A 23587-nucleotide genomic window follows, 5' to 3' on the forward strand; every position below is an offset into this window, starting at 1 on the left:
TTGCTTTTACGTTTTAATTCGTTAACCGAGGCAATTTTAACACCTAGTGTGAGCTTCGGCACTAAATATCTATTTTCGGCAATAAATATCAATTGTGGTGTTCAATGTGTTTAGCGGAATGTTCGAAGATGATGGTCTTTTTTCACTAAGCTTCTCATGATTTAGCGAGTCCGTTTTTGGTGACGTTCTCTATTCTCTAGTTTTTTGTCATTACTCTTTCTGAGCATGACGTAAACGGCTCCAGTACCACCATGAAATTGCTGCGCTGAGTGAACACATTGAACATCATTAATTTGCGATAGCCAATTGGCCACATAGCTTTTCATCATGGCTGGTGGATTCGAGCGTTCCCCCTTACCGTGAACAATTATGACGGTGCGCACATCCATTCTTAAACATTGGCGCAAAAATGAAAGTACTTCGTTACGAGCATCTTTCAATGTTTTCCTGTGGAGATCGAGCTTAGCTTGAATTGGATATTTACCTAAGCGCAGTTTTTTGTACACGCCTTCTTGAACGCCATCTTTTTTATACGCAATAACGTCATCAGGTTTTAGCATTGGAGAGTAGTCGAGAGAGAGGTAATCTTTTTCGTCCTCAGACAGCCACATAGCCGCCTCACGCTTGGCGAGTTGAGACTCGGTAACTCGATGCACTTTTTGGTGCTCAGCGGTGTCATGGTCGATACGTTTCACATCGCCCATCATTTCTTGGAATAGATCTAAGTCGTCATCATGAGACATGGTGTTCATCTCAAGTTGTAGAAGGATAGGGTAAGTATACCTAAGTTGTGGCTGAGTTTAAAAATGAAAAAACCGGAGGAGACAAGAGAAGTCAACTCCGGTGCAAAGCGTTTTAACATCTATGTATCAACGAGATGATACTTAAAAGTAAATGATTTAGGCTGAGCGATACTAGTGAGGAGATTTTTCAGTCATAACTTTGTATATGAAGAAGCCTCCATAAAACATCATGAGACCCAGAGCCCCGAATATTACTATCATTGAAGATAGCCCCACTGCATTACCAAATAGGAGTTCTAGCCAAAAGTCCATGTGTATACCTCAAAGTTATATGACATGGCTTAGTGTATTAAGTAGCGTTATCAATTCACTGATCTAAATCAATCCTGTTTCATAAGTTAAATACTTGTTGGTGAGTGTGTGTTTTTCGTCACATTAGCTGTTAGGTTGTACGTCTTTTGTTCGAACGATTCGATATTGTAAAAAAGAGTGAAAAAAGCCCTTGCGGATAAATTCAGAACCCGTACTATACGCTCCATCGACAGGCAATCAGCCAGTTAGATATCTCGGTGAATAGCGCAGCTTGGTAGCGCATCTGGTTTGGGACCAGAGGGTCGGGGGTTCGAATCCCTCTTCACCGACCACATTTAGAAAGCCTGCTCATCGAGCAGGCTTTTTTCGTTTCAGATCATAGGAAATAGGATCAGAACCAAAGTGGGGTTCGCCTGATATTCAAAATAAGCCCTTCACCGGCCACATTTAGAAAGCCTGCTCATTGAGCAGGCTTTCTTCGTTTTAGGGTGTGGGAAATAGGGTTTGCACCTAGGTGGGATTCGCCTGATGTTCAAAATAAGCTCTTCACCGCCACATAAAATAAAGCCGTAGCACTCTCTGTAATAGAGGGGACTACGGCTTTTTTGCGTTCTGGTATATGTGTTACTCACTAGAGTAGCGAATGAGCGATTCGGGAATCTCTTGTTGTTCTAAACATCCTGCATAGAGAAAATGATTGACCCAATAAGCCAGTCCCAAAATTATTTACTTCACATCGCATGTCATGTCTTTTATTGGTGTTTCCGAGGTAACAAAGCAAACATACGCTTCAACAGGGTTATTTGGACCAATTCGAATGTAACCTGCCTGTACTTCATCTCCGTTAAAAGTAACCGAGTGAGAGTTACCCGTTTGGCCATCGTAGAAACTTGCTTCAAAATTACTATTAATTTGGCTTGCAATACGGTTACGTGTTGTAGAAGTCGTGAATGTAATATTCGCGCATCGCATTGGTGGCTTCTCAGTAATCAGAAACTGGCCGCTTTCTTTATCTAGCACACCGCCTTTTGTATCAGGCTGAATGTCTATTGGCTGGAATTGTTCGATAGTACAAGTTTCTTTGGCAGACGCTGCCGTAGACATCAGGATTGCGAGGACTAAAGGTAAAGCGAAGAGTACTGGTTTCATGAGAACAACACCGTATATAAAAAGAGCGAAAGATAATAGCACCTTTATGGTGCTATTAAATGTAATGATTCTGTTATTAGGTAATGGTTATATTATGAGAAAGTCATGGTATTGAATTGAGCTAGCTGTCATCATTCATCTCAAATTGACACTGGGCCTGTTGGCTTTGTGATTGTTGAGTGACCTTGAAATCTTTCTCTTCTAATAACTGCAAAAGGTTACCTTCACCAATCAGGTGTAAAGTGCCGACGACCAATAAGTAGTTCCCTTTCGAGTCAAGTTTCCAATCATTAGCGGAGAGCTTGTTTGCCCAATCGATATTGCGATCGGTTAAAAATGCTTTCTCTAGTTCAGATGGCATTTCAGACAGCTTCGCAAACTCCTCAAGCTTCGCTACATCACCGGCTTTCCAACTTTCAATTAGGCAGTGAACCACACGATCAGTTTGGTCAAATTCGTTAAGGCTACTGACTAGCCATTCTTTACCGGAATCTTTTTGCCCTGTGATGAGGTCTATTTGAAATTGTAGAGCCTCTAAGCTGATGACGGGAACATCCGCGATTGTTGCTTTATAGGCGAGTGTGGCATCAACACCGTCAGCCGAACCATAGCCAAGCTTCTTTAACTGCTGCGTCTGTATCGATAGAGAGGTTGCCCAAGGTGGTGAGCTAAGTAGCTGCTGAGTCGGCATATCCAATGATTTTGAGATGCTCGTTAATAATTGTTTTTGTTCTTTATTTAATACATCACCCGTGGTCACTGTGGTCGTGGGATACACCATGCCTTCTGTCTTTCTTATATCCGTCTCTACAATTAATCCGTCGCTCTCTTTTAGCGTATCAGTGATCTGTGCGGGAAGCGGATACATGCTCTCATCCCCAACGTGCACAGAACCTAAGATAGTGAGGATCAAATCTTCTTTCTTTGCTTGCCAATAAAGAGGTTCGGCGACCGCTTGCTTTGCTGAAAAGGCGAGAGTGAGTAACGTAAGGTAAAAGAAAGTGCGCAAAGAGAGCTCCTTTAGAAAGAAATAAACTCGTTAAAAAGGGTTTTGACGGAGTTTTTTAACGGTTTTTTTTGAGAACGATGTCACGTTGTTTGTACGAAAAGTATAACAATACGAACAAACTCTTAAACCTTTCTCTCTATTAACGACACGATTTTATGAAATCCATTAAAAAGATTGTGATTTAAATCTCAATTATTACGTCAAAATAAAACTGACGGAAGTGCCGCTGAAACTAACCTAATGATTTTATTGATATTAATTTCATTGCTGTTTTTGAGATTTGAAGCTGATCACTGAATTAGCCTAATTTAATTCACGCCAAAAAATAAGCACATATAGTTTATTTAACTTTCGAAGCGCTCCACTTTGCTTCTGACTCAATTTTTAAATTTATGGGTGAATACGATGTTGAAGAGAAACTTACTATCTGTAGCGGTATTGGCTGGCCTGACGGGTTGTGCAGTCACACAAGCACCAGAACAACAGGTTGTTAACGCACTGGCTGATAACCTAGATGTGCAGTATGAAATTTTAACCAATCACGGTGTGAATGAAGGCATGGCTTGTCAGGAGTTAGGTGCTGAGTGGGCATCATGTAATAAAGTGAACATGACCCTGACCAATGACGGTGAAGCGATTGATTCGAAAGATTGGAGTATCTACTTCCATAGTATTCGCCTTATTTTAGATGTTGATAACGAACAGTTTAAAATTACTCGTGTAACGGGTGACCTACACAAACTAGAACCTACAGACAAGTTCGATGGCTTTGCGGCTGGTGAAGAGGTGGTTCTTCCGTTGACGAGTGAATACTGGCAACTGTTTGAAACCGACTTCATGCCAGGTGCATTCGTTACTGCGCCAAACGCAGAACCTAAGATGATTGCTTCATTGAATACTGAAGATGTCGCGTCGTTTGTGACAGGTTTAGAGGGTAACAACCTTAAGCGTACACCTGATGACAACAATGTCATGGCAACCGCAGTTACTCGCTTTGAAAAGAATGCGGATCTAGCAACGCAAGATGTATCAACAACGCTATTACCAACACCAATTTCGGTAGAAGCTGGCGAAGGTTCAGTGAGCATTGCTGGTGGTATTGCACTGCCGAAAGAGGCATTTGATGCTGAGCAATTTGCTGCAATTGAAGAACGTGCAGATGTGGTAAACGTAGATGTGAGTGGCGACCTACCTGTGAGTGTTGCTGTTGTTCCTATTCAGTTTACGGGTGATTTAGCAAAATCTGGCGCTTATGAACTAAGCATCTCGGAAGAGGGAATTGCGATTGAAGCGTTTGATAAAACAGGTGCTTTCTACGCAGTTCAGTCTATTTTTGGCCTAATAGACAGTCAGAACGCTGAATCATTACCACAACTGTCGATCAAAGATGCGCCACGTTTCGATTACCGTGGTGTTATGGTGGATGTTGCTCGAAACTTCCACTCAAAAGATGCCATCCTAGCAACGCTAGATCAAATGGCGGCATACAAGATGAATAAACTGCACCTTCACTTAACAGATGATGAAGGCTGGCGTTTAGAAATCTCAGGTTTACCAGAGCTAACGGATGTAGGAGCTAATCGTTGTTTTGATTTGGAAGAGAAAAGCTGTTTACTGCCTCAGCTAGGTTCTGGTCCAACAACAGACAACTTTGGCTCTGGTTTCTTTAGTAAAGCGGATTACGTCGAGATCTTAAGCTACGCAAAAGCGCGCAGCATCGAAGTAATTCCAGAAATTGATATGCCAGCACACGCTCGTTCTGCTGTGGTATCGATGGAAGCGCGTTACACTCGCCTAATGGCAGAAGGTAAAGAAGCGGAAGCGAACGAATACCGTCTGATGGATCCACAAGATACATCGAACGTAACCACGGTTCAGTTCTACGATAAGCAAAGCTTCATTAACCCATGTATGGAATCATCAACTCACTTTGTAGATAAAGTAATCTCTGAAGTGGCGGCAATGCACCAAGAAGCGGGAGTTCCACTAACGACTTGGCACTTTGGCGGCGATGAAGCGAAAAACATCAAGTTAGGCGCGGGCTTACAAGATATTAATGCAGAAGATAAAGTGGCTTGGAAAGGCAATATCGACTTGTCTGAGCAAGATAAGCCATTCCAACAGTCTCCTCAGTGTCAGTCTTTGATCGCTGATGGAACGGTAAGCGACTTCGGCCACTTGCCAAGCCACTTTGCAGAGCAGGTATCTAAGATTGTTGCTGACAAAGGCATTCCTCACTTCCAAGCATGGCAAGATGGCCTGAAATACAGCGAAGGCGAGAAAGCATTTGCAACCGAAAGTACTCGCGTGAACTTCTGGGATGTTCTTTACTGGGGCGGCACTTCATCAGTATACGACTGGGCAGCAAAAGGGTATGACGTAATCGTCTCTAACCCAGACTACGTATACATGGATATGCCATACGAAGTTGATGCTTCAGAGCGCGGTTACTACTGGGCAACACGTGCAACCGATACTCGTAAGATGTTTGGCTTCGCACCAGAAAACATGCCACAAAACGCAGAAACATCCTTAGACCGTGACGGCAATGGTTTCTCTGGTAAAGGCGAGATTGAAGCGAAACCTTTCTACGGTTTGTCTGCACAACTTTGGTCTGAGACAGTACGTACCGACGAGCAGTATGAATACATGGTGTTCCCTCGCGTACTTGCAGCAGCAGAGCGTGCATGGCACAGAGCGGATTGGGAAAACAACTACAAAGTGGGCGTTGAATATTCTCAAGATACAGACTTAGTGAATAAGCAGGCTCTAAACAGCGACTTTAATCGCTTCGCGAATATTGTTGGTCAACGTGAACTGGCCAAGCTTGAAAAAGCGGGCATTGATTACCGTCTACCAGTTCCAGGTGCTCAAGTTGTTGATGGTAAGTTGGCGATGAACGTTCAATTCCCAGGCGTAGAGCTTCAATACTCTGCTTATGGCGAAAGCTGGATAACGTACGATGAGCAACAACGTCCATCGGTTTCTGGCGAAACGTACATTCGCTCTATCTCTGAAAGTGGCGAGAAAGTAAGTCGAGTAACCTCAGTTAAATAATCGATAAGCAACATTAATAGAAGAGCTCCCTAGCTGTCACCTTAATCAAGGTTAAAAGTGGGAGCTCTTTTTGTGCATTTATTTCTCTCTTAGTGTTCGTGTGCTTTAGTTGCCTGTGTAGTGTCGGTACTCAAACACCTGACCTTTCTCGTTAAACGCATACACAGAATATTCGTCTTTCTTATCGCCATACTCCATGCCCGGAGAGCCCATTGGCATGCCTGGAACCGCCAAGCCAATCGCATTGCGTGGTGGGTTTTCTAAAAAGGCTTTCACGTCCTCTGCTGGAATGTGTCCTTCAAATACGTAACCGTCGATCTCTGCCGTATGGCAAGAAGCCAGCTTTGGCGTTACTCCTAACTTCTGCTTGATAGGATTCATGTCATCATGGAGTTTCTCTGTGACATCGAACCCTGCGTTTTGCATGTGTTCTGTCCACTCTGTGCAGCAGCCACAGTATGGAGACTTATGGTTCAGAATATCAGTCGCTAAAGCTTGTCCTGAAATTGCAGCGAGTGCTGTAAGAGTCATAACTTTACGAATCATGGTTAACCTCATGAATATGGTTGTTATTGATATTAGAATGAGTGGGCTTGAATAATCTCAGCCTGTTGGCATTGCTCACTACCGTAATTGACGACATCGCCATCGCTGCACCTGCAACGACTGGGCTTAGTAGAAATCCGAAAAATGGGTAGAGCACACCGGCTGCGATGGGAATACCAAGTGAGTTATAGATGAAGGCACCAAAGAGGTTTTGCTTCATGTTTCTTACGGTCGCTTGGGACAACTCGATCGCATTGCTTACTGATAATGGCGATGAGTTGAGTAGCGTCATTTGCGCACTTTCAATCGCGACATCACTGCCACTGCCCATTGCGATTCCTATATCTGCTTGAGCAAGAGCTGGTGCATCGTTAATGCCGTCTCCGACCATAGCAACACTCTTATATTGCTGTTGCAGCTGAACAATGTGCTGAGCTTTCTGCTCTGGAAGCACTTCCGAGATAACTTCGTCGATACCGACGCTTTTACCTATTGCTTGAGAAACAGAGTCGTTGTCACCCGTTAATAGCACGGTGTGAATTCCGGCGGATTTTAGTTGAGCTATCGCTTGTTTGCTATCTATTTTTAACGCGTCTGAAATGCCCAATATGCCTTCGAGTTTTTGATCGATTACAACGAAGATGGGTGTCCATGCTTGCGAGCGGCAAAGCTCGATAAAATCTGCGCCAATCTCAGTATTGATGCCTAATTGGGTTAGGTACTTAAGTGAGCCGACTTGCACGTTCTTGCCGTTTATTGTTGCTTGTACGCCAAGTCCTCGTTGGTTTTCGAACTCGCTATGAGGTAGTGCTGAAATTTGTAGGCTCTCTGCATATTGGCAAACGGCTTTGGCGAGTGGGTGCTCAGATCCCACTTCTACTGAATAAGCATAAGCCAGTAACTCTTGCTCCGTTAGATTAGAGTAAAAGGCCTGTTGAACGGTTGGTTTGCCTTGGGTCAACGTACCTGTTTTATCAAACACAACAGCATCGATCTTGCTGGCAGACTGCAATACATCCGCATCTTTAATAAGAACGCCAAACTCAGCGGCTTTACCCACGCCAACAGTAATCGACAGTGGCGTTGCTAGGCCTAACGCACATGGACAGGCGATAATCAGTACTGTGGTTGATACTACGAGCATGTAGCTCGCGCTTGGCTGTGGGCCAAAGAAAAACCAAACTAAGGCGGCAACGGCTGCGATTGCGACCACAACCGGAACAAAAACGGCTGAGATAGAGTCAGCAAGCTTAGCAATCGCAGGTTTGCTGCTTTGCGCTTGGCGAACCATCTGAATAATTCGAGCCAACATAGTGCTTGAGCCAATTCCCGTAGCTTCAATGATTAAGCTGCCGTCACCATTAATGGTTCCTGCTGAAACGCCATCATTTAGCGATTTAACCTTGGGAAGCGGTTCGCCAGTCAGCATCGATTCATCGATATAAGATTCGCCCGATACCACAACGCCATCGACAGGGACTTTTTCTCCGGGTTTCACTCGAACTTGTATGCCGACTTGAATGGCTTCTACGGCGATGGTTTGCTCTTTACCATCGACGATAACCACGGCTTTTTGAGGCTGTAAGTTTATCAGCGCTTGTAAAGACTTAGTGGTGCGTGCTTTGGCTTTGGCTTCAATGTAGTGACCTAAAGAAATAAGGCCAACAATCATGGCGCTGGCTTCAAAATAGACATGACGAGAAGCTTCAGGGAACCACGATGGGATCAGAACAACCAACATTGAGTAGAACCACGCTGCGCCTGTACCCAAAGCAACTAACGTATCCATGGTCGCACGCTTGTGCATCAGTGATTGCCAAGCGTTAGTGAAGAAGCTGCGTCCCGAGGTCGCAAGCAATATCAAACAGACAATTCCGATTAACCCCCAAGCCAATTGGTCGTTAAATGTAGCAATGGTCATGCTGCCACCGAACAGACCCCACGCCATCAGCGGGGCACCGATAAACAGCGCGCTTACTGAATTCTTTAGAAAAGCTTTTTGGGTCCGAAGTTGCTGTTCTTGCTGTTTTTGTTGTTGAGTTGCCGCGTCATCAACGAACTCGGCACCATAACCTGCGGTTTTCACCGACTCTATTAGAGCTGCTTCGATGACGTCTCGTGTTTTAGAGGTGAAAACTAAGGCCGTCTGTTCAGCGAGGTTGATCTGAGCTTGGTCGACGAACTCATTCTTTTTCAGCGCTTTCTCTACCGAAGAAACACAACTCGCACACGTCATTCCCTCAAGAACAAGGTGATAGGTATATTGGCTAGTTGCAGGTTTAGCTTGTGCTGATTCTGCAGGTGTTGGTTTTTTATCTTCTTCTGAATCTGAACTCGATAAAAGATCATTAGCTTCAGAGTAGGGATTCGCGTGATAACCCACGCTTTCGATCAGCTCAATAAGTTCGGATTGAGAAAGCAGAGTAACCAACGTCAATTCATGCTTGCTGACTTCTAGGTTTGAGGTTTGCTCGGTTTGTTCAAGTGCCTGAGTCAGTTTGTTCACGCACTTACCGCAGCTAAGACCAGATAGCGATAGGTGCAGTTTATTGCCCATGCTATAGCCAAGCGTCGCTAACTGTTCGTTGAGTTGAACGTAATTAAATGGAGTCGAAATATCGATGCATGTCGGCGATATATCATTGATCGTGGTATTGTCGAGATCGACAAACAGGGTGCGAACTTTCTTCGCACAGCCCATGCAATTTAGGCCGTTGAGCGCGGTGGTGTAATGCTTCATATCGATACTCCAATTCTCATTTACGCCTAACATAAACCTTACCGTAAGGGTAAGGTCAAACATAAATTCAAGAATTTGATCTTAGTAGCATATGAATGGGTGGGTTAAGTTTGTGGGATAGGTGAGAGTTAAAGAAAAGCGTGGCTATAATTTATTGGTTCAGGCTATAGATTTGCTACATCGAAGCTGAATTTGGCCTTTCTACAGTGGCTTTCGCACAAGATCCGCGCATTAATCATTCACTACTGATTGTAGATTTAAGCGGTGGTGATAAAATAGCGCCCAAAATTTAGTGATATTTGGCTATTACAGACTTTGTATTAGACCCCACTAAAAGAATCACCTACATAATCAAGGTATTTAAATGACGGTTAAAACTCGTTTTGCTCCTAGCCCAACTGGCTATCTTCACGTTGGTGGTGCACGTACTGCACTTTACTCTTGGCTATTCGCTAAGAACCAAGGTGGTGAATTCGTTCTACGTATCGAAGACACGGACCTTGAGCGTAACTCTCAAGAAGCGGTTGATGCAATTCTAGAAGGCATGCAATGGATGGGTATGGAATGGGATGAAGGTCCTTACTACCAATCTAAGCGTTTTGACCGTTACAACGAAATGGTTGATAAGCTACTTGCTGAAGACAAAGCATTCAAATGCTACGCGTCTAAAGAGCTGCTTGACGAAATTCGTACAGAGCAAGAAGAAAACAAAGAAATGGCTCGTTACGATGCGAACCACCCTAAAATTGTTGCAGCAAACGAAGCAGCAAAAGAAGGTGATGCGTGCGTTATCCGTTTCCGTAACCCAAAAGAAGGCAGCGTAGTATTTGATGACCAAATCCGTGGTCGCATTGAAATTTCTAACAGCCAACTTGATGACCTAATCATTCGTCGTACAGACGGTGCTCCAACTTACAACTTCGTCGTTGTAGTGGATGACTGGGATATGGGTATTACACACGTTGTTCGTGGTGAAGACCACATCAACAACACACCTCGTCAAATCAACATCTACGAAGCACTAGGCGCGCCAGTTCCAACTTTCGCTCACTGTGCAATGATTCTTGGTGATGACGGTGCGAAACTTTCCAAGCGTCACGGTGCTGTTTCTGTAATGCAATACCGCGATGAAGGTTACCTACCAAATGCACTGAACAACTACCTAGTTCGTTTAGGTTGGTCTCACGGTGACCAAGAGATCTTCTCTCAAGAAGAGATGATTGAGTTCTTCAGCCTTAAAGCCATCAGCAAGTCTGCATCTGCATTCAACACTGAAAAGCTACTTTGGTTGAACAACCACTACATCAAGACTTCTGAGCCTGAGTACGTTGCAAAATACCTGCAATGGCACCTAGACGCACAGAAGATCGATACGACAAACGGCCCAGCGATCACTGAAGTGATCACGCTAGTTGGCGAGCGTTGTAACACGCTTATCGAACTTGCTGAGCAGTCTCGTTATTTCTACGAAGACTTCTCTGAGTTTGAAGCTGGCGCGGCTAAGAAGCACCTACGTGGTGTTGCTAAAGGCCCACTAGAGCTTGCTCTTGCTAAGGTTGAAGCACTTGAAGATTTCACTACTGCAAACATCAAAGACGGTGTTATCGCAGCGGTTTGTGAAGAGCTAGAGATCGGCATGGGTAAAATCGGTATGCCACTTCGCGTAGCAGTAACAGGTGGTGGTCAGTCTCCTTCTGTTGATGCTGTGATGGAGCTTGTTGGTAAAGAGCGCGTAATCGCTCGCATCAAGATGGCTCTTGAGTTCATCGCAGAGCGTGAAGCTAACGCTTAATAGAGCGATTGCTAGATTCAAAAAAGGGTCAGTAACTTGGTTATTGACCCTTTTTATATCTGATAAATATCGGCAGCTGATTCTCAGCTAACTTGCTTTACTGAGGTTGATACTACTTCAGGTCGATGCTGTTGAGTCGTCCCATGAAGATAAGCAGCTCAACCACGTCTTTGTGGGCCTCAAGGAGTGCTCGTTTGGTTTGGCTGTAGGCAGCGAGTCGCCCGTGTTTGCGTATAGAACAGACTTTGGTTCTGTATTTGTATTCACCACTTTCAGAGAATACGCGCCACTTAGCGATGTAGCATTCATCGCGATGTTCAGGATCTGTTTGAGTAGGATTAGGTTTGAATACTATTTTAGGTTCTAAACTGTGCGGTAAACGTGTCATCAGGTAGGGCTCTCTAAGGACTTTTGGCCAAAACTTTCCCCAGAGCTGTCTGCCAAGCTCATCTCTTAACTTGATGGTTTTCTTTAGTGCTTTGTCTTCACCCATACGAACAAAACCTACAGAACGATGTAACACCGTATCTTCAGGAGTATGGATGTGGATTTTAAAAGCGGTTTGGCCTTTCGATATAAATCGATAACCGGTCGCACCAATCAGATTATTCTGGCTCATAGTTTGCTAAATGATGATTATGTTATTAATAAGGTTACGACAAATACGTTAAAACCGAAACTGATCATCATGAAAAAAATAAAGCCTTAACAAAAGTGCTAAGGCTTTATTAGAAACTATGGGGCGGGAGTGACGCTAATTACATGATTTTCTGCATCACATCACCTATTTGAATGCTTCCAGCTAGGCTAGGTTGATCAATCGTGAGTTCGGCTTCATTTTCATACACGCGAGAAACCGTCAGCGTGATATCACTTTGAGATACCTTGTTACGCGGTAAACCTCGTTGGTCGATAAAAGAACCTGTGTGCCACAGTTGCAGTTTGTCCCCTTTCTGCACGCCATGCATTCGCCCTAAGTCAATGGTCACCGTATGTCCAAATACAGCGGCAACCTCTGGAAGGGTGATCTTACAAGACACTTCAGACTCTAAATCCAACATGATGTTACGGCTGACGCGTAGCATCATACTGCCGTAGGTTGATGCCCAGAAGCGAGCACTGCGGGTATCAACTTCACTGGTCTTTGCAAATGGCCACTTAGCTACTTCGCGATAGCTGCGGTTGTAAACCTGATGACCCGTCTTGCCGTCAAAAACTTGCATCTCTAACGCAAACTGGCGGTTGATAACGTCGTTCTTTAACAGTTTAGATTCAATCGTTGCGGTTAAGTCGGTAATGTCGCCACCAATGATGTATTGCGCGCCCGTGTCTTGGGCAATCATTTTGATCACTTCTGGTTGGCGCTTATCAATGTCGAAGTCAGTTGTGCCCACAGAAACGAAACTGCGAGACTCTTGCGCCAATTGTCTGTCTACAACATGGCTGAAGTCATCACCAATGTTATAGATTCTGCCCATAACGGCTTGTTGCGGTGAGGTAACATCAATATTGCTGACGAGAAATGTCTTTTTGTATTGGTTCTCATGGCAAGCATTTGCCGAAGGATAGATGTCGATCCTTGCGGTGATCATTAAATTGCCACCGCGAGTTTTCTCTTTCTGAACCAAGATGTAGCGCACTTCATGGTTGGTAAACTGGAATTCTTTTTTACTCGAATCTAGATAGGGCGTGAGGTTGGAGATACTACCAATATCAGCACCTGAGAACTGCACCGCTTTATATACAGCGTCTTCCAGCGCGTGGATGCGTGCGCTTTCTTCCGATGATACGATGGCTGCTGTACCGGTAACTTCATACCAAGAGGCATGAGCACTGAAGCTTATGGTTATCAGTGAACTTATTGAAAATAAGTAAGATATTATTTTTTTCATCTATTCGTTACCAGTTGGGTATAAATATTGCTTAACAAATAACTATAAGCTTGAAGCTGACTTAAGTGCGTTTTTCTTAATCTGACCATTAATGAAAAGCAAAGACTGTTCCAACATTGTAATCCATTGAAAAGAATAATGGTGAGAACATATTGGAATAGGTAGCACTAAATATATCTGGAGATAAGAGAATGAAAAACTGGCTCGTAGTAATGAGTGTCATGTTGATGACATCATGTGCTTATTCGCCCATCTATAACGGCAAGTCTGAGTATTCAGGCAGTCAGTTTATGTTGATGGACAGCCCTCGTCATACCATGGACTTTTTCGTAGAAAGTATGACTGAAGATCTGATCATTTCGAATACGAGTATTTCAGCGAGAACTCCAATTGCGATTACTTCGTTTGTGGATCTTCAACATATGGACACAACAAACTGGCTAGGTAATTCCGTTTCAGAAGGCTTCATTCATCAGTTTCAGCGTCGAGGCTTCAAGGTCGTTGATTTCAAAACAACAGGGTCTATTCAAGTGACTCACCAAGGTGACTTCGCGTTAAGCCGTGATTGGAAAGACCTCGCACAGGAACAAGACGTGCAATACGTGCTAACAGGTACGATGTTACGCCAAGAGGGCGGTGTGCTTGTTAATGCTCGCGTGGTGGGCATGCAAACCCGTATTGTGGTTGCTTCTGCACAAGGCTTCTTGCCTGCAGACCGTATCGGTCGTGACCTAGATACTCTAAACAGTATACGAACTCAAGATGGCGTCATCATTCGTTCTGATCCAACGATGACTCAGCCATACACTGTTATTCTTCGCCCTTAGGAGTTCGTGATGAAGAAGTTAATATTTGTTGTTGCTGCCTTACTGCTTGTTGGCTGCCAGCCATTGCAAAGTATGCGACCAGACGACTTTTTAGTTGCTGTTGGTTACGCAAGTATCAGTGAGCAATCAGGCCGTAACGACGAAGAAAAACGCATCCGTGCTATGCGTGCATCTAAAATTGATGCTTACCGTGAACTTGCTGAGCAAGTGTATGGCATGCGAGTGAGTGGCCGAGCTGAATTATCAGATCAGCGTTTGGGCACCGAACGAACGACAGGTGCTGTTGACGGCGTGATTCGTGGTGCGGAAGTGGTGCGTAGTTACCCTGTTGGTGATAGTTACGTGACCGAACTTCAGCTCGATATTCGTAAGATGGAGCAGTTGCGCGATTACGGTGAAGTTCAAGCTGTGCCAGAGAAGAGACAACAAACGCTGTTCTAGTCTTTATGACCATTTAAGTCATATGACCGACGAGTTGTATAAGTTGCTCTCGCTTTCCAGATGGCAGGGCGGCAATAAATAACGACAGTGAATGTAAAAGCGGCAAGTATGAAAATACTTGCCGCTTTTTTGGTGCGCCGAGCATGGCGTTGATCTAGGAGGTGAAAGTCCTCTACGGGCTCAGTCGAGCGAGAACCGTTAGCCTATGCAAGGGTGTTCACCGTGAGGTGAAATCTGAAGGAAGCAAATGGCAAAACTTGGTTGTGACGAACAGAAATCTGATAGTAGGCCATTACAACTTGGGCAACCTAGCCATAGATAGAATAGTCCAATGCCTCGACGGGAAGTGTGTAGTGGTAAATCAGGCACAGCCAAGGGAAAGAACAACGCCTTACCTCGGGAGATCTTATTGTTTGTCTCAATAGAGACTAATACAGCAGTGATGTTGTGTGATGGACAATAAGAAGTCAGCAGAAGGCATAGTACTTTGAGAATGTACAACTCAAAGGAAGGCCTGAACTGAATATATCAAGAAGCAGTCACTAGACACTCAATCATGTGGAGTCATAGCAAGATGAAACTCATCTCTACGTCCCAAAGGGCAATACCGCAAGTAAAGCTCATGGATACGAAGAATGACAAGCATGGTCGGCGTAGACAGGAGGGCGAGTCTTGGTGACCTCAACTTCGTTGATGGAGCAAATTTGCTCTTCAACCAATTTGAATCAAGCTCTTAGACGCGTGAAGAAGAACAAAGGGTGTGCAGGAGTCGACAAGCTCGACATCAACGCCACTATCTCAAGACTTCGACAGGCATCAAACGGGCAAGAGCTTCGCCAGATTCTTCTGGATGGAAGCTATCAACCTCAATCTGTTCTTGGTGTAGAAATCCCCAAAGCTAGTGGTGGCGTAAGGCAATTAGGTATCCCAACAGTCCTTGATAGGGTAGTCCAACAGGCAATCACATCAGTGCTGTCATGTATCTATGAGCCGAAGTTCTCCGACAATAGTTACGGGTTTAGACCCAACCGCAGTGCGCACCATGCATTGGCGGCCGCCAGTCGCTACATCCGAGAGGGTCGAGGTTATGTAGTAGATATAGACCTAGCAAAATACTTCGATACAGTGAATCACGATAGGCTAATGCACAGGCTGTCACAAGATATTGCTGATAAACGCGTGTTAAAGCTAATTAGGTCATACCTACAGGTAGGCATAATGCGACATGGACTAGTTGAGCAGAGACAACGAGGCACACCCCAGGGTGGGCCATTATCTCCGCTACTATCAAATATTGTATTAGATGAACTGGATAAAGAGTTAGAGCGTAGAGGGCATAAGTTCTGTCGATATGCAGATGACTGTCAAATCTACGTGCGTAGTGAGGAAGCCGCTCATCGAGTCAAAGAGTCGATAACGGAGTTCTTGGAGCAGAAACTAAAGCTGACGGTAAACCGTAAGAAAAGTGCAGCAACGAGAGTGACAAAGCGAACTTACCTAAGCCATCGCTTCCAGATAGACGGAACAATCGGGATATCGAAGACGGCACAAGCTCAAATGAAGAAGCGAGTACGTCAGATAACGAAGCGAAATCGAGGACGAGAGTTACAGGTGATAATCACGGAGTTAACTCAATATCTAAGAGGATGGCAACACTACTTCAAGCTTACTGTTCGTAAAAGTGCAATGCAGCGCTTAGATGAATGGATACGGCGTAGACTAAGGTGCTACCGACTAAAGCAGCGCAAACGCAGACACAGCATAGCGACATGGTTACAGCGACAAGGTGTAACGGAGCGTAATGCGTGGAAGCTAGCGATGTCAGATAAGGGTTGGTGGCATCTAGCTTTAACGCCACAGGTTAATCACGCCATGCCAATAAAATGGTTCGAGGGGTTGGGGCTGTACTCATTAAGAGATGGGTACGAGTCACTGAAAGTATATTCGGAACCGCCGTATGCGACCCACGCTTGTACGGTGGTGTGAGAGGACGGAGGCTGCGAGGCCTCCTCCTACTCGATTATTTACAGGTTGGGTGTGGAATCTAGGTCTTGCGAAAGGTACGGGTTGAATTACGGTACTGGCTAGAGAATAGAGAATAGAGAATAGAGAATAGAGAATAGAGAATAGAGAATAGAGAAGGCTGGTGGCTTGATTAGGCTTTAACGTTGGTACCAAGCGTAGAAATCGTATGCGTTTGACCGCCGGCATTGTAGGTCATGCCGATTTTTCCGTGGCTTTGCTGCATCATATTACTGAGTTTTTTAAAGCTGAGGTGTGCTCGATTCAAGGCTTCACCATTAACAAGATTGGCTTGATGGCAATCGTACACAATAGATTTGATGGTTTTAACTAACTGAGCCAGATCTGGGTTCTCGGTCAGTTCGGAGATATTGCTATGCGCTTCGATTCGTTGATCGGTTGTTCTTAATTGTTCAACTAGGACAACTTTCTCTTTAGCGATGCGTTCAATGTCGGTCGATTTTCGGCTAGTAATAGCGGTTTTCTCTGAATCTAATAGATCAGATAGGGCTTTGGCATTTTGAAGTTGGAAATTAACTAAATCTGCTAGTGCCGCCATAACGTTACCCTACTAAAACCTTGGTGTTCTTTAAGTGGAGATAGCTTGAATTAGGAATCTATCGCTTAAAGACCTTTTAATTCATTTTCGAACTTGATCATGTTGTCAGCCAGTTTTTCTGGGTCGACAGTGTATGAACCGTTCGCAATCGCTTCTTTGATCGCTGCAACTTTTACGGTGTCAAAGCTTGGTTGTGCTGCCATATCTTGTTGGAGCTGGCCAATTGCTTTGCTTTGTTGACTTAGTGAAACCGCGTCTTTGTTTGTCGGTGATTTAGCTGCAACATCAGAACGTGATGTCTGAGAGCTAGAATCAGAGCGCGCTGCTGATCGGTTTGTGGTCGTTAGGGTTTGCCCTGAACGAATATTATCGATGCCTGCCATAGTTAAGCCTTTTTCTTCAAAAATGGGAACCTGTACAGTCAATATCGACCAAGGGTTCGATTACTTTAGCAATTTTTAACCCAATAGTCGAAAAGGGGCAAAACACCGCAGCCGTCATATTCAACGTTAGAATTGAGAGTAAAATCACTAACGATTACCACGCCTTTAGAAGTAAAGCGTTAAAAGTAAACCGTGACTTCAGACATGTTGGTAACAATACCTTCGATTATACGCTGAGATTTGTTATTTTTCACTCTTACTTGATCGCCCATCGAGCCATCGGTTAACGCAGTACCTTTGGTGGTAATGGTCATGCCACCTTTTACTGCCTGTATGATAACCTTCTCGTTTCGACACACGACACAGATATCACCTCTTTCGACAACATCACCCGGTCTTAGGTTCTTTTTTACTTTAGCGCCGATGACTTGCTTGGGAAGAGTGAACCCTTGACGACGAAACTTGTTAAGCGAAATCATGGCTGTGGTGACATCGTATTGACCAACGATCTCGCCTCTTGCCAAAGAACGAGTGGTGGTAACGAGCGATACCGACATTGAGAGTCGAACGGGCACGTAAATCCGCCACTCATCCGGTATACATTGGACTAAAACCGTGATACTACTGCGGGTATTTGTCGTGGTTGAAGCGCTGGTTTCAAGAGGGGTTGGGCAATCTGTTGCTTTTACTCTTGAGTCAATATTTGCTGCATTAACAAAGAGTTCACCTCCTCGGGGCTGGTCAATGGTCTCAAGGATGTGTTGCTCTGCCGCAGACTGAATCATTTCAATTTGTTCTGGAGTCGCAGCTTGTACAAAAAAACTAAACAATATTGACAAAATGCCGATAAACTTAGCGACAGTTTTAAAAGTAGCTCTACACATTGCTATAGAAAAAGGAGGCAGATTTGCTTTATAATACGTCATTCTGTTTCTCTGGTAGTTCGTAGCCTGCAGTAGACTAACACTTTTTATCCAAAAAAGTTTGATATGGAGATGAGCTCATGACGGGTATTCTTGATTCGGTGAATCAGCGTACGCAACTCGTCGGTCAAAACCGATTAGAATTACTAACCTTTCGCCTAATGGGGCGTCAGCGTTACGGCATAAATGTCTTTAAAGTAAAAGAAGTGCTTCAATGCCCTAAGCTGACAAAGATGCCAAACTTGAACCCACTAGTTAAAGGTGTAGCACACATTCGTGGCCAAACGATCTCAGTGATCGATTTGAGCTTAGCGATTGGTGGTCGCCCTACAACGGATGTTGAAAAGTGTTTTGTGGTTATCTCTGAGTTTAACCGAACGATTCAAGGTTTCTTGGTCAGTTCAGTAGAGCGCATTATTAACATGCACTGGGAATCGATTCTTCCGCCGCCAGATGGCGCAGGTAGAGCTAACTACCTGACAGCGGTAACCAACATTGACAATGAATTGGTAGAGATTCTTGATGTTGAAAAGATCCTTGCCGAAATCTCTCCTGTTGATGAAACAATGGACAGCAAGATTGCTGAAGACATTGCGAAAGTTGAACAAGAGAAACCATTAGTTCGCCGTATCTTGATTGCTGATGACTCTACGGTTGCTCGTAAGCAGGTTCAGCGTGCGATTGAGTCGATCGGTTTTGAAGTTATCTCGGTGAAAGACGGTAAAGAAGCCTATGAGAAGCTGGTGCAGATGTCATCAGAAGGCAGTATTTACGATCAAATTTCATTGGTGATCTCTGATATCGAAATGCCTGAAATGGACGGTTATACGCTGACTGCTGAGATTCGCCGTCATGCAGAGCTAAAAGATTTATACGTAATTTTACACTCATCATTGAGTGGTGTATTTAACCAAGCCATGGTTGAGCGTGTTGGAGCTAACTCCTTTATCGCGAAATTCAACCCTGATGAGCTTGGTGCAGCGGTTAAAGCTGCGTTAACTAACTAAAAGAGACATTAATGACTGCTATAACAATAAGTGATCAAGAGTATCGCGATTTCAGCCGTTTCTTAGAATCTCAATGTGGCATTGTATTAGGTGATAGCAAGCAGTACTTAGTGCGCAGCCGCCTAAGCCCATTAGTAACGAAGTTTAATTTAGCGTCGTTATCTGATTTGTTGAGAGATGTAGTAACAGGTCGAAACCGTGAGTTGAGAGTGGCAGCAGTGGATGCCATGACGACGAACGAGACACTTTGGTTCCGAGATACTTACCCGTTTGCTGTGCTTGCGGATAAGCTTCTACCGGAGATAGCGGCAAATAAACGTCCTATTAAGATTTGGTCTGCGGCAAGCTCTTCAGGCCAAGAAGCATATTCAATGGCAATGACGATTCTTGAGACTCAAGCTCGTAAGCCAGGTATGTTGCCAAACGTGTCGATCACGGGAACGGATATTTCAGCGAGTATGCTGGATATGTGTCGTAAAGGCGCTTATGACAATCTTGCGCTGGGTCGAGGCCTTTCTCCTGAACGTCGCCGTACCTTCTTTGAAGATGCGGGTGATGGCCGAATGAAAGTTAAAGATAATGTGAAGCGTATGGTCAATTTCCGTCCGCAGAACTTGATGGATAGTTATGCCTTACTCGGTAAGTTCGACATCATCTTCTGTCGTAACGTATTGATTTACTTTTCGCCTGACATGAAGGCGAAGGTATTGAACCAAATGGCAAACAGCTTAAACCCTGGTGGCTATCTACTATTGGGTGCTTCAGAATCGTTAACAGGTTTAACTGACCGTTTTGAAATGGTTCGTTGTAACCCTGGTATTATCTACAAATTAAAGTAATTGCTGGCACCGCGTAAGGTGTAACGTTACTGTCTAATATCAAAACCCAGCCTAGTGCTGGGTTTTCTTTTTTCCGTTAAAGCTATACCTTTAAGTCAGAGTGATATTCCAATTTACTCTATTTTTTGGCTTGTATATTGCAAGTTTACCCACGAGTAACCTGTAAAAGTATTGATAGCCCACTTTGTTTTAAAAGTTGGTATATATATTGCTTTGGTTATCTCATAACAGTCAGTTCTTGAGTTGAGGTTTACATGGCTATTTCTTTTGACAATGCTTTGGGCATTCACCAACACACAGTTGGTGTACGTGAGCGTAACGCTGAGGTGCTTTCCACCAATATCGCGCAAGCCAACACGCCAGGGTATAAAGCAAAAGGATTAGACTTTAAGAAATCACTGCAAGCGGCAAGTTCTGGGGCAAGTATTGGTCTTAGTCGTACAGATGGTCGGCACATTTCTGCCTCAACAACGGTGAACGGGGAAACGAAGTATCGAATTCCTACCCAACCTGATACAGGAGATGGCAACACGGTTGATTTGGATTTGGAAAGAAACCTTTTCATGCAAAACCAAATTAGGCATCAAGCCTCTCTCGACTTCTTAGGAAGTAAGTTCAAGAATTTAACTAAAGCGATTAAAGGGGAATAATTAGATGAGTTTATTCAATGTATTCAATGTGACTGGTTCTGCGATGAGTGCTGAATCTGTTCGTCTAAATACGACCTCGAGCAACCTTGCGAACGCGGACAGTGTAAGTAGTTCTGCTGAAGAAACTTACAAGGCTCGTCACGCAGTGTTCGGCGCTGAGTTAAATAGAGCACGCAATAGTGGTCACACTGTGCCTGTGAAAGTATTAGGTATTGTGGAAAGCGATAAGCCGCTGAGCGCGGAGTACAACCCGGATCACCCATTGGCGAACAACGAAGGCTATATCTACAAGCCTAACGTGAACGTTATGGAAGAAATGGCAAACATGATTTCTGCATCACGTGCGTACCAAACAAACGTACAGGTTGCTGACTCGAGTAAACAAATGCTGCTGCGTACGCTGCAGATGGGTCAATAAGGATAAGGAGGTAGCACATGGCTGGAATCAACAACAATGTTGGTCAAAGCGGCTTGTCCTATGTTGACCAGCTGAAGAGTCTTCAAGATGGCGCTAAAAAGCCCGACGAAACAACAGGTAAGCAGGATCTTAAACAAGAAGACTTCTTATCTTTGTTGACTAAGCAATTAGCCCAACAAGACCCTTTTAAGCCGGTTAGCAATGACCAGATGATTGCGCAAATGGCTTCATTTGCGACCGTAGATGGCATTGGCAAAATGAATACACAGTTTGAAAGTTTGAATTCATCAATGACCTCTAACCAAGCATTACAGGCATCCTCTTTGGTTGGCCGCGATGTATTGGTTCCTGGTGCGGCAGGTGTGAAACCCGGTGATGGTGGTATGGCGTCCATGGTTAAGCTTCCTCAGGCAATGGACAATGTAATTGTCCGTGTTGAGAACGAAGTTGGCCAATTGGTTCGCACTTTTGATATCGGCTCTAAACCATCAGGCGACACACGTGTTGAATGGGACGGAAAAGACGAAGACGGTAACCCATTGCCGGCTGGTAAATACAACGTGAAAGCGTCGGGTTTACTGGATGGCGAGAACACAGAGTTCCAAGTGTCGAGTTATGCGAACGTGAACAGTGTGCTTCTTGGTAAGGGCGATGGCAACGTACTACTCAATCTGGCTGGTTTCACATCGCCAGTACGACTTGCTGAAGTACTAGAAGTTGGTAAAGCGTAACGCTTTAAAAGAGTGATTATGCTAGCTAGAGAGATTAGGAGAATATTGGAATGTCATATGTAGCTTTAAGCGGTCTATCCGCTGCACAACTAGACCTGAATACAACCAGTAACAACATTGCGAACGCAAACACATTCGGCTTTAAAGAGTCGCGTGCGGAGTTTGGCGATGTTTACTCAAGTTCGTTATTCACTAACGCAAAAACGACGGCAGGTGGCGGTGCGCAAGCTAGCCAAGTGGCGCAACAGTTCCATGAAGGTTCAAGTATTTATACTAACAACCCAATGGACTTACGTGTAAGTGGTACAGGTTTCTTTGCAGTATCGAAAGACCGTATGGTACCGGAGATCAATGAACTAACGCGTAATGGTGCATTTCACCTAAACAAAGACAACTACATGGTTACTGCTAACGATGAGTTTCTTTTAGGTTACGATGTTGATCCTAACTCGGGTGAAGTTCTTTCTTACGCACCAAAGCCACTCGACATTCCTGCTGAGTTTGGTAAGCCAAAACAGACAGAAAACATTGAAGTAGGGGTTAACCTTCCTGCAAACGGTGATCTTAAAGACCCGGCTGCATTTAACTTCAAAGATGCTGATACCTATAACCGTGCAACGTCTTCGACGGTATACGATTCTATGGGTCAATCTTACAAGTTAACGACTTACTACCTCAAAGATCAGACTCAACCAAACACTTGGCAGACGTACTACACTATGTCAGATGAGAACGGTGAAAAGCCGGTCAATATTACTGGTGGTGATGCGACAAATGCACAAGGTCATGTTGGTCACACAATGAAGTTCAACAATGACGGTACGTTGGCGAGCCTTAACAACGGCCAACCAATTAACTCTGAGGCACTAGGTGCTGGAGCGAACCCAATTGATTTGAACGGTGCTGATCCAACGCAAGTGCTTAAGTTTGGTTTAGATTCATCAACTCAGTTTGCTGCTCCATTTGAACTAACTAAGTTCGATGAAGATGGCGCGACAACAGGTTTCTTAACCAAAATCGATTTCGATGAGTATGGCAGTGTTTTAGGTACTTACTCAAATGGTGAAAACGTGATGCTTGGCCGTGTAGGCTTGGTTCGTGTACCAAATGAGCAAGGTCTAGATAAGAAAGGCGGTACTCAGTGGGATTCTACTAATGACTCAGGTTCTAAAATTTGGGGTGAATCGAACAAAGGTTCATTTGGTAGCATCAACAACGGTTCGCTAGAGCAGTCGAACATCGATATGACTCAAGAACTGGTTGATTTGATTTCTGCTCAACGTAACTTCCAAGCAAACTCGCGTTCCCTAGAAGTACACAACCAACTGCAACAGAATATTCTTCAGATTCGTTAATCGTTTCGAGCGTTTGAATCATCTGCGAATACCCAATTCAATGTTATTGAATTGGGTATTGTTGCTGAATTTGATATGGCAGTTTGCTTTTCTATTTGCCGCCCCTATTGCCGCACGGTAATGCCACTGGCAACAATTCTTCCTCAATGATCCTTTTATGATCCATCTCCTTAGTTATTTTTCTATTTAAGT

General features: G+C 44.2%; 22 protein-coding genes and 1 tRNA gene. 12 read left to right on the plus strand and 11 right to left on the minus strand.

All coding sequences use genetic code 11. The annotated features are described in order from the left end of the window. Positions 1–161: 161 nt before the first annotated feature. Both smrA and ACMAZD_RS04730 read right to left on the minus strand, forming a co-directional pair. The gene (smrA, locus tag ACMAZD_RS04725) at positions 162–743 is read right to left on the minus strand and encodes a DNA endonuclease SmrA (protein WP_029223450.1); all 582 of its coding nucleotides are present in this window, start codon (positions 741–743) and stop codon (positions 162–164) included. Positions 744–914: 171 nt separating this feature from the next. Beyond that, positions 915–1055 (minus strand): DUF3149 domain-containing protein, encoded by a 141-nt coding sequence (locus ACMAZD_RS04730; RefSeq protein WP_004736246.1) that lies wholly within the window; start codon positions 1053–1055, stop codon positions 915–917. 255 nt (positions 1056–1310) lie between these two features. On the opposite strand from ACMAZD_RS04730, the gene ACMAZD_RS04735 reads away from it, so the two are divergent. Continuing rightward, positions 1311–1387, plus strand: a tRNA-Pro gene (locus ACMAZD_RS04735). Between the two features lie 394 nt (positions 1388–1781). Here the strand turns inward: ACMAZD_RS04735 and ACMAZD_RS04740 are convergent. After that, entirely contained in the window at positions 1782–2204 is a 423-nt protein-coding gene (locus ACMAZD_RS04740; RefSeq protein WP_435248744.1) for a hypothetical protein, read from the minus strand. Between the two features lie 121 nt (positions 2205–2325). After that, positions 2326–3213, minus strand: coding sequence for a TraB/GumN family protein (locus tag ACMAZD_RS04745; protein WP_435248745.1), 888 nt, complete (start codon positions 3211–3213; stop codon positions 2326–2328). A 405-nt stretch (positions 3214–3618) separates the two neighbouring features. On the opposite strand from ACMAZD_RS04745, the gene ACMAZD_RS04750 reads away from it, so the two are divergent. Next, the gene (locus tag ACMAZD_RS04750; protein ID WP_435248746.1) at positions 3619–6270 is read left to right on the plus strand and encodes a beta-N-acetylhexosaminidase; all 2652 of its coding nucleotides are present in this window, start codon (positions 3619–3621) and stop codon (positions 6268–6270) included. 105 nt (positions 6271–6375) lie between these two features. On the opposite strand, the gene ACMAZD_RS04755 is transcribed toward ACMAZD_RS04750, so the two are convergent. Together ACMAZD_RS04755 and ACMAZD_RS04760 are read right to left on the minus strand one after the other, a co-directional pair. Then, the gene (locus ACMAZD_RS04755) at positions 6376–6816 is read right to left on the minus strand and encodes a DUF411 domain-containing protein (protein ID WP_435248747.1); all 441 of its coding nucleotides are present in this window, start codon (positions 6814–6816) and stop codon (positions 6376–6378) included. After that, positions 6806–9619, minus strand: coding sequence for a copper-translocating P-type ATPase (locus ACMAZD_RS04760; protein ID WP_435248748.1), 2814 nt, complete (start codon positions 9617–9619; stop codon positions 6806–6808). The genes ACMAZD_RS04755 and ACMAZD_RS04760 overlap by 11 nt, the downstream gene beginning before the upstream one ends. A 301-nt stretch (positions 9620–9920) precedes the next feature. Here ACMAZD_RS04760 and gltX point away from each other — a divergent pair, with 301 nt between their 5' ends. Continuing rightward, complete coding sequence (gene gltX / locus ACMAZD_RS04765) at positions 9921–11348, plus strand: glutamate--tRNA ligase (RefSeq protein ID WP_102536114.1); 1428 nt, start codon at positions 9921–9923, stop codon at positions 11346–11348. 112 nt (positions 11349–11460) lie between these two features. On the opposite strand, the gene ACMAZD_RS04770 is transcribed toward gltX, so the two are convergent. Both ACMAZD_RS04770 and ACMAZD_RS04775 read right to left on the minus strand, forming a co-directional pair. After that, positions 11461–11967 (minus strand): Fe3+-citrate ABC transporter substrate-binding protein, encoded by a 507-nt coding sequence (locus ACMAZD_RS04770; protein WP_435248749.1) that lies wholly within the window; start codon positions 11965–11967, stop codon positions 11461–11463. A 139-nt stretch (positions 11968–12106) separates the two neighbouring features. Then, entirely contained in the window at positions 12107–13240 is a 1134-nt protein-coding gene (locus ACMAZD_RS04775; RefSeq protein ID WP_435248750.1) for a flagellar assembly protein FlgT, read from the minus strand. 191 nt (positions 13241–13431) lie between these two features. Between ACMAZD_RS04775 and ACMAZD_RS04780 the strand changes: the two genes are divergently transcribed. The 3 genes from ACMAZD_RS04780 to ltrA all read left to right on the plus strand — a co-directional run bounded on the left by ACMAZD_RS04780 (position 13432) and on the right by ltrA (position 16494). Further along, positions 13432–14067: a FlgO family outer membrane protein gene (locus ACMAZD_RS04780; RefSeq protein ID WP_017106341.1), complete on the plus strand. Its 636-nt coding sequence runs from the start codon at positions 13432–13434 to the stop codon at positions 14065–14067. Between the two features lie 9 nt (positions 14068–14076). Continuing rightward, a complete protein-coding gene (gene flgP / locus ACMAZD_RS04785) occupies positions 14077–14508 on the plus strand; it encodes a flagellar assembly lipoprotein FlgP (protein WP_102436433.1) in 432 nt (143 codons plus the stop codon). Positions 14509–15201: 693 nt separating this feature from the next. Beyond that, complete coding sequence (gene ltrA / locus ACMAZD_RS04790) at positions 15202–16494, plus strand: group II intron reverse transcriptase/maturase (RefSeq protein ID WP_435249317.1); 1293 nt, start codon at positions 15202–15204, stop codon at positions 16492–16494. A 169-nt stretch (positions 16495–16663) separates the two neighbouring features. On the opposite strand, the gene ACMAZD_RS04795 is transcribed toward ltrA, so the two are convergent. The 3 genes from ACMAZD_RS04795 to flgA form a co-directional block, all read right to left on the minus strand. Continuing rightward, positions 16664–17089, minus strand: a complete 426-nt coding sequence (locus ACMAZD_RS04795; RefSeq protein WP_102436435.1) for a flagella synthesis protein FlgN — start codon at positions 17087–17089, stop codon at positions 16664–16666. Between the two features lie 65 nt (positions 17090–17154). Then, on the minus strand, positions 17155–17472 hold the full coding sequence (gene flgM / locus ACMAZD_RS04800; protein WP_435248751.1) for a flagellar biosynthesis anti-sigma factor FlgM: 318 nt from the start codon (positions 17470–17472) through the stop codon (positions 17155–17157). 179 nt (positions 17473–17651) lie between these two features. Beyond that, entirely contained in the window at positions 17652–18398 is a 747-nt protein-coding gene (gene flgA / locus ACMAZD_RS04805; protein WP_435248752.1) for a flagellar basal body P-ring formation chaperone FlgA, read from the minus strand. 77 nt (positions 18399–18475) lie between these two features. Here flgA and ACMAZD_RS04810 point away from each other — a divergent pair, with 77 nt between their 5' ends. The 6 genes from ACMAZD_RS04810 to flgE all read left to right on the plus strand — a co-directional run bounded on the left by ACMAZD_RS04810 (position 18476) and on the right by flgE (position 23395). Then, positions 18476–19402 (plus strand): chemotaxis protein CheV, encoded by a 927-nt coding sequence (locus tag ACMAZD_RS04810; protein ID WP_017106345.1) that lies wholly within the window; start codon positions 18476–18478, stop codon positions 19400–19402. Positions 19403–19413: 11 nt separating this feature from the next. Further along, entirely contained in the window at positions 19414–20241 is an 828-nt protein-coding gene (locus ACMAZD_RS04815) for a protein-glutamate O-methyltransferase (RefSeq protein ID WP_017110142.1), read from the plus strand. Positions 20242–20495: 254 nt separating this feature from the next. Further along, positions 20496–20891, plus strand: coding sequence for a flagellar basal body rod protein FlgB (gene flgB / locus ACMAZD_RS04820; RefSeq protein WP_004736175.1), 396 nt, complete (start codon positions 20496–20498; stop codon positions 20889–20891). A 4-nt stretch (positions 20892–20895) separates the two neighbouring features. Continuing rightward, entirely contained in the window at positions 20896–21309 is a 414-nt protein-coding gene (flgC, locus tag ACMAZD_RS04825; protein ID WP_435248753.1) for a flagellar basal body rod protein FlgC, read from the plus strand. Positions 21310–21326: 17 nt separating this feature from the next. Continuing rightward, complete coding sequence (gene flgD / locus ACMAZD_RS04830; protein ID WP_004736177.1) at positions 21327–22040, plus strand: flagellar hook assembly protein FlgD; 714 nt, start codon at positions 21327–21329, stop codon at positions 22038–22040. A gap of 50 nt (positions 22041–22090) precedes the next feature. Further along, the gene (flgE, locus tag ACMAZD_RS04835) at positions 22091–23395 is read left to right on the plus strand and encodes a flagellar hook protein FlgE (RefSeq protein ID WP_017076830.1); all 1305 of its coding nucleotides are present in this window, start codon (positions 22091–22093) and stop codon (positions 23393–23395) included. The last annotated feature ends 192 nt before the right edge of the window (positions 23396–23587 follow it).

The sequence above is a fragment of the Vibrio sp. nBUS_14 genome, assembly GCF_051201655.1.
Taxonomy (GTDB): domain Bacteria; phylum Pseudomonadota; class Gammaproteobacteria; order Enterobacterales; family Vibrionaceae; genus Vibrio.

Bases quoted from the DNA above. Each gene is read 5' to 3' on its own strand.
- smrA (WP_029223450.1), bottom strand. From the start codon at position 743: ATGTCTCATGATGACGACTTAGATCTATTCCAAGAAATGATGGGCGAT.
- ACMAZD_RS04730 (WP_004736246.1), bottom strand. From the start codon at position 1,055: ATGGACTTTTGGCTAGAACTCCTATTTGGTAATGCAGTGGGGCTATCT.
- ACMAZD_RS04740 (WP_435248744.1), bottom strand. From the start codon at position 2,204: ATGAAACCAGTACTCTTCGCTTTACCTTTAGTCCTCGCAATCCTGATG.
- ACMAZD_RS04750 (WP_435248746.1), top strand. From the start codon at position 3,619: ATGTTGAAGAGAAACTTACTATCTGTAGCGGTATTGGCTGGCCTGACG.
- ACMAZD_RS04755 (WP_435248747.1), bottom strand. From the start codon at position 6,816: ATGATTCGTAAAGTTATGACTCTTACAGCACTCGCTGCAATTTCAGGA.
- ACMAZD_RS04760 (WP_435248748.1), bottom strand. From the start codon at position 9,619: ATGTTTGACCTTACCCTTACGGTAAGGTTTATGTTAGGCGTAAATGAG.
- gltX (WP_102536114.1), top strand. From the start codon at position 9,921: ATGACGGTTAAAACTCGTTTTGCTCCTAGCCCAACTGGCTATCTTCAC.
- ACMAZD_RS04770 (WP_435248749.1), bottom strand. From the start codon at position 11,967: ATGAGCCAGAATAATCTGATTGGTGCGACCGGTTATCGATTTATATCG.
- ACMAZD_RS04775 (WP_435248750.1), bottom strand. From the start codon at position 13,240: ATGAAAAAAATAATATCTTACTTATTTTCAATAAGTTCACTGATAACC.
- ACMAZD_RS04780 (WP_017106341.1), top strand. From the start codon at position 13,432: ATGAAAAACTGGCTCGTAGTAATGAGTGTCATGTTGATGACATCATGT.
- flgP (WP_102436433.1), top strand. From the start codon at position 14,077: ATGAAGAAGTTAATATTTGTTGTTGCTGCCTTACTGCTTGTTGGCTGC.
- ltrA (WP_435249317.1), top strand. From the start codon at position 15,202: ATGGAGCAAATTTGCTCTTCAACCAATTTGAATCAAGCTCTTAGACGC.
- ACMAZD_RS04795 (WP_102436435.1), bottom strand. From the start codon at position 17,089: ATGGCGGCACTAGCAGATTTAGTTAATTTCCAACTTCAAAATGCCAAA.
- flgM (WP_435248751.1), bottom strand. From the start codon at position 17,472: ATGGCAGGCATCGATAATATTCGTTCAGGGCAAACCCTAACGACCACA.
- flgA (WP_435248752.1), bottom strand. From the start codon at position 18,398: ATGACGTATTATAAAGCAAATCTGCCTCCTTTTTCTATAGCAATGTGT.
- ACMAZD_RS04810 (WP_017106345.1), top strand. From the start codon at position 18,476: ATGACGGGTATTCTTGATTCGGTGAATCAGCGTACGCAACTCGTCGGT.
- ACMAZD_RS04815 (WP_017110142.1), top strand. From the start codon at position 19,414: ATGACTGCTATAACAATAAGTGATCAAGAGTATCGCGATTTCAGCCGT.
- flgB (WP_004736175.1), top strand. From the start codon at position 20,496: ATGGCTATTTCTTTTGACAATGCTTTGGGCATTCACCAACACACAGTT.
- flgC (WP_435248753.1), top strand. From the start codon at position 20,896: ATGAGTTTATTCAATGTATTCAATGTGACTGGTTCTGCGATGAGTGCT.
- flgD (WP_004736177.1), top strand. From the start codon at position 21,327: ATGGCTGGAATCAACAACAATGTTGGTCAAAGCGGCTTGTCCTATGTT.
- flgE (WP_017076830.1), top strand. From the start codon at position 22,091: ATGTCATATGTAGCTTTAAGCGGTCTATCCGCTGCACAACTAGACCTG.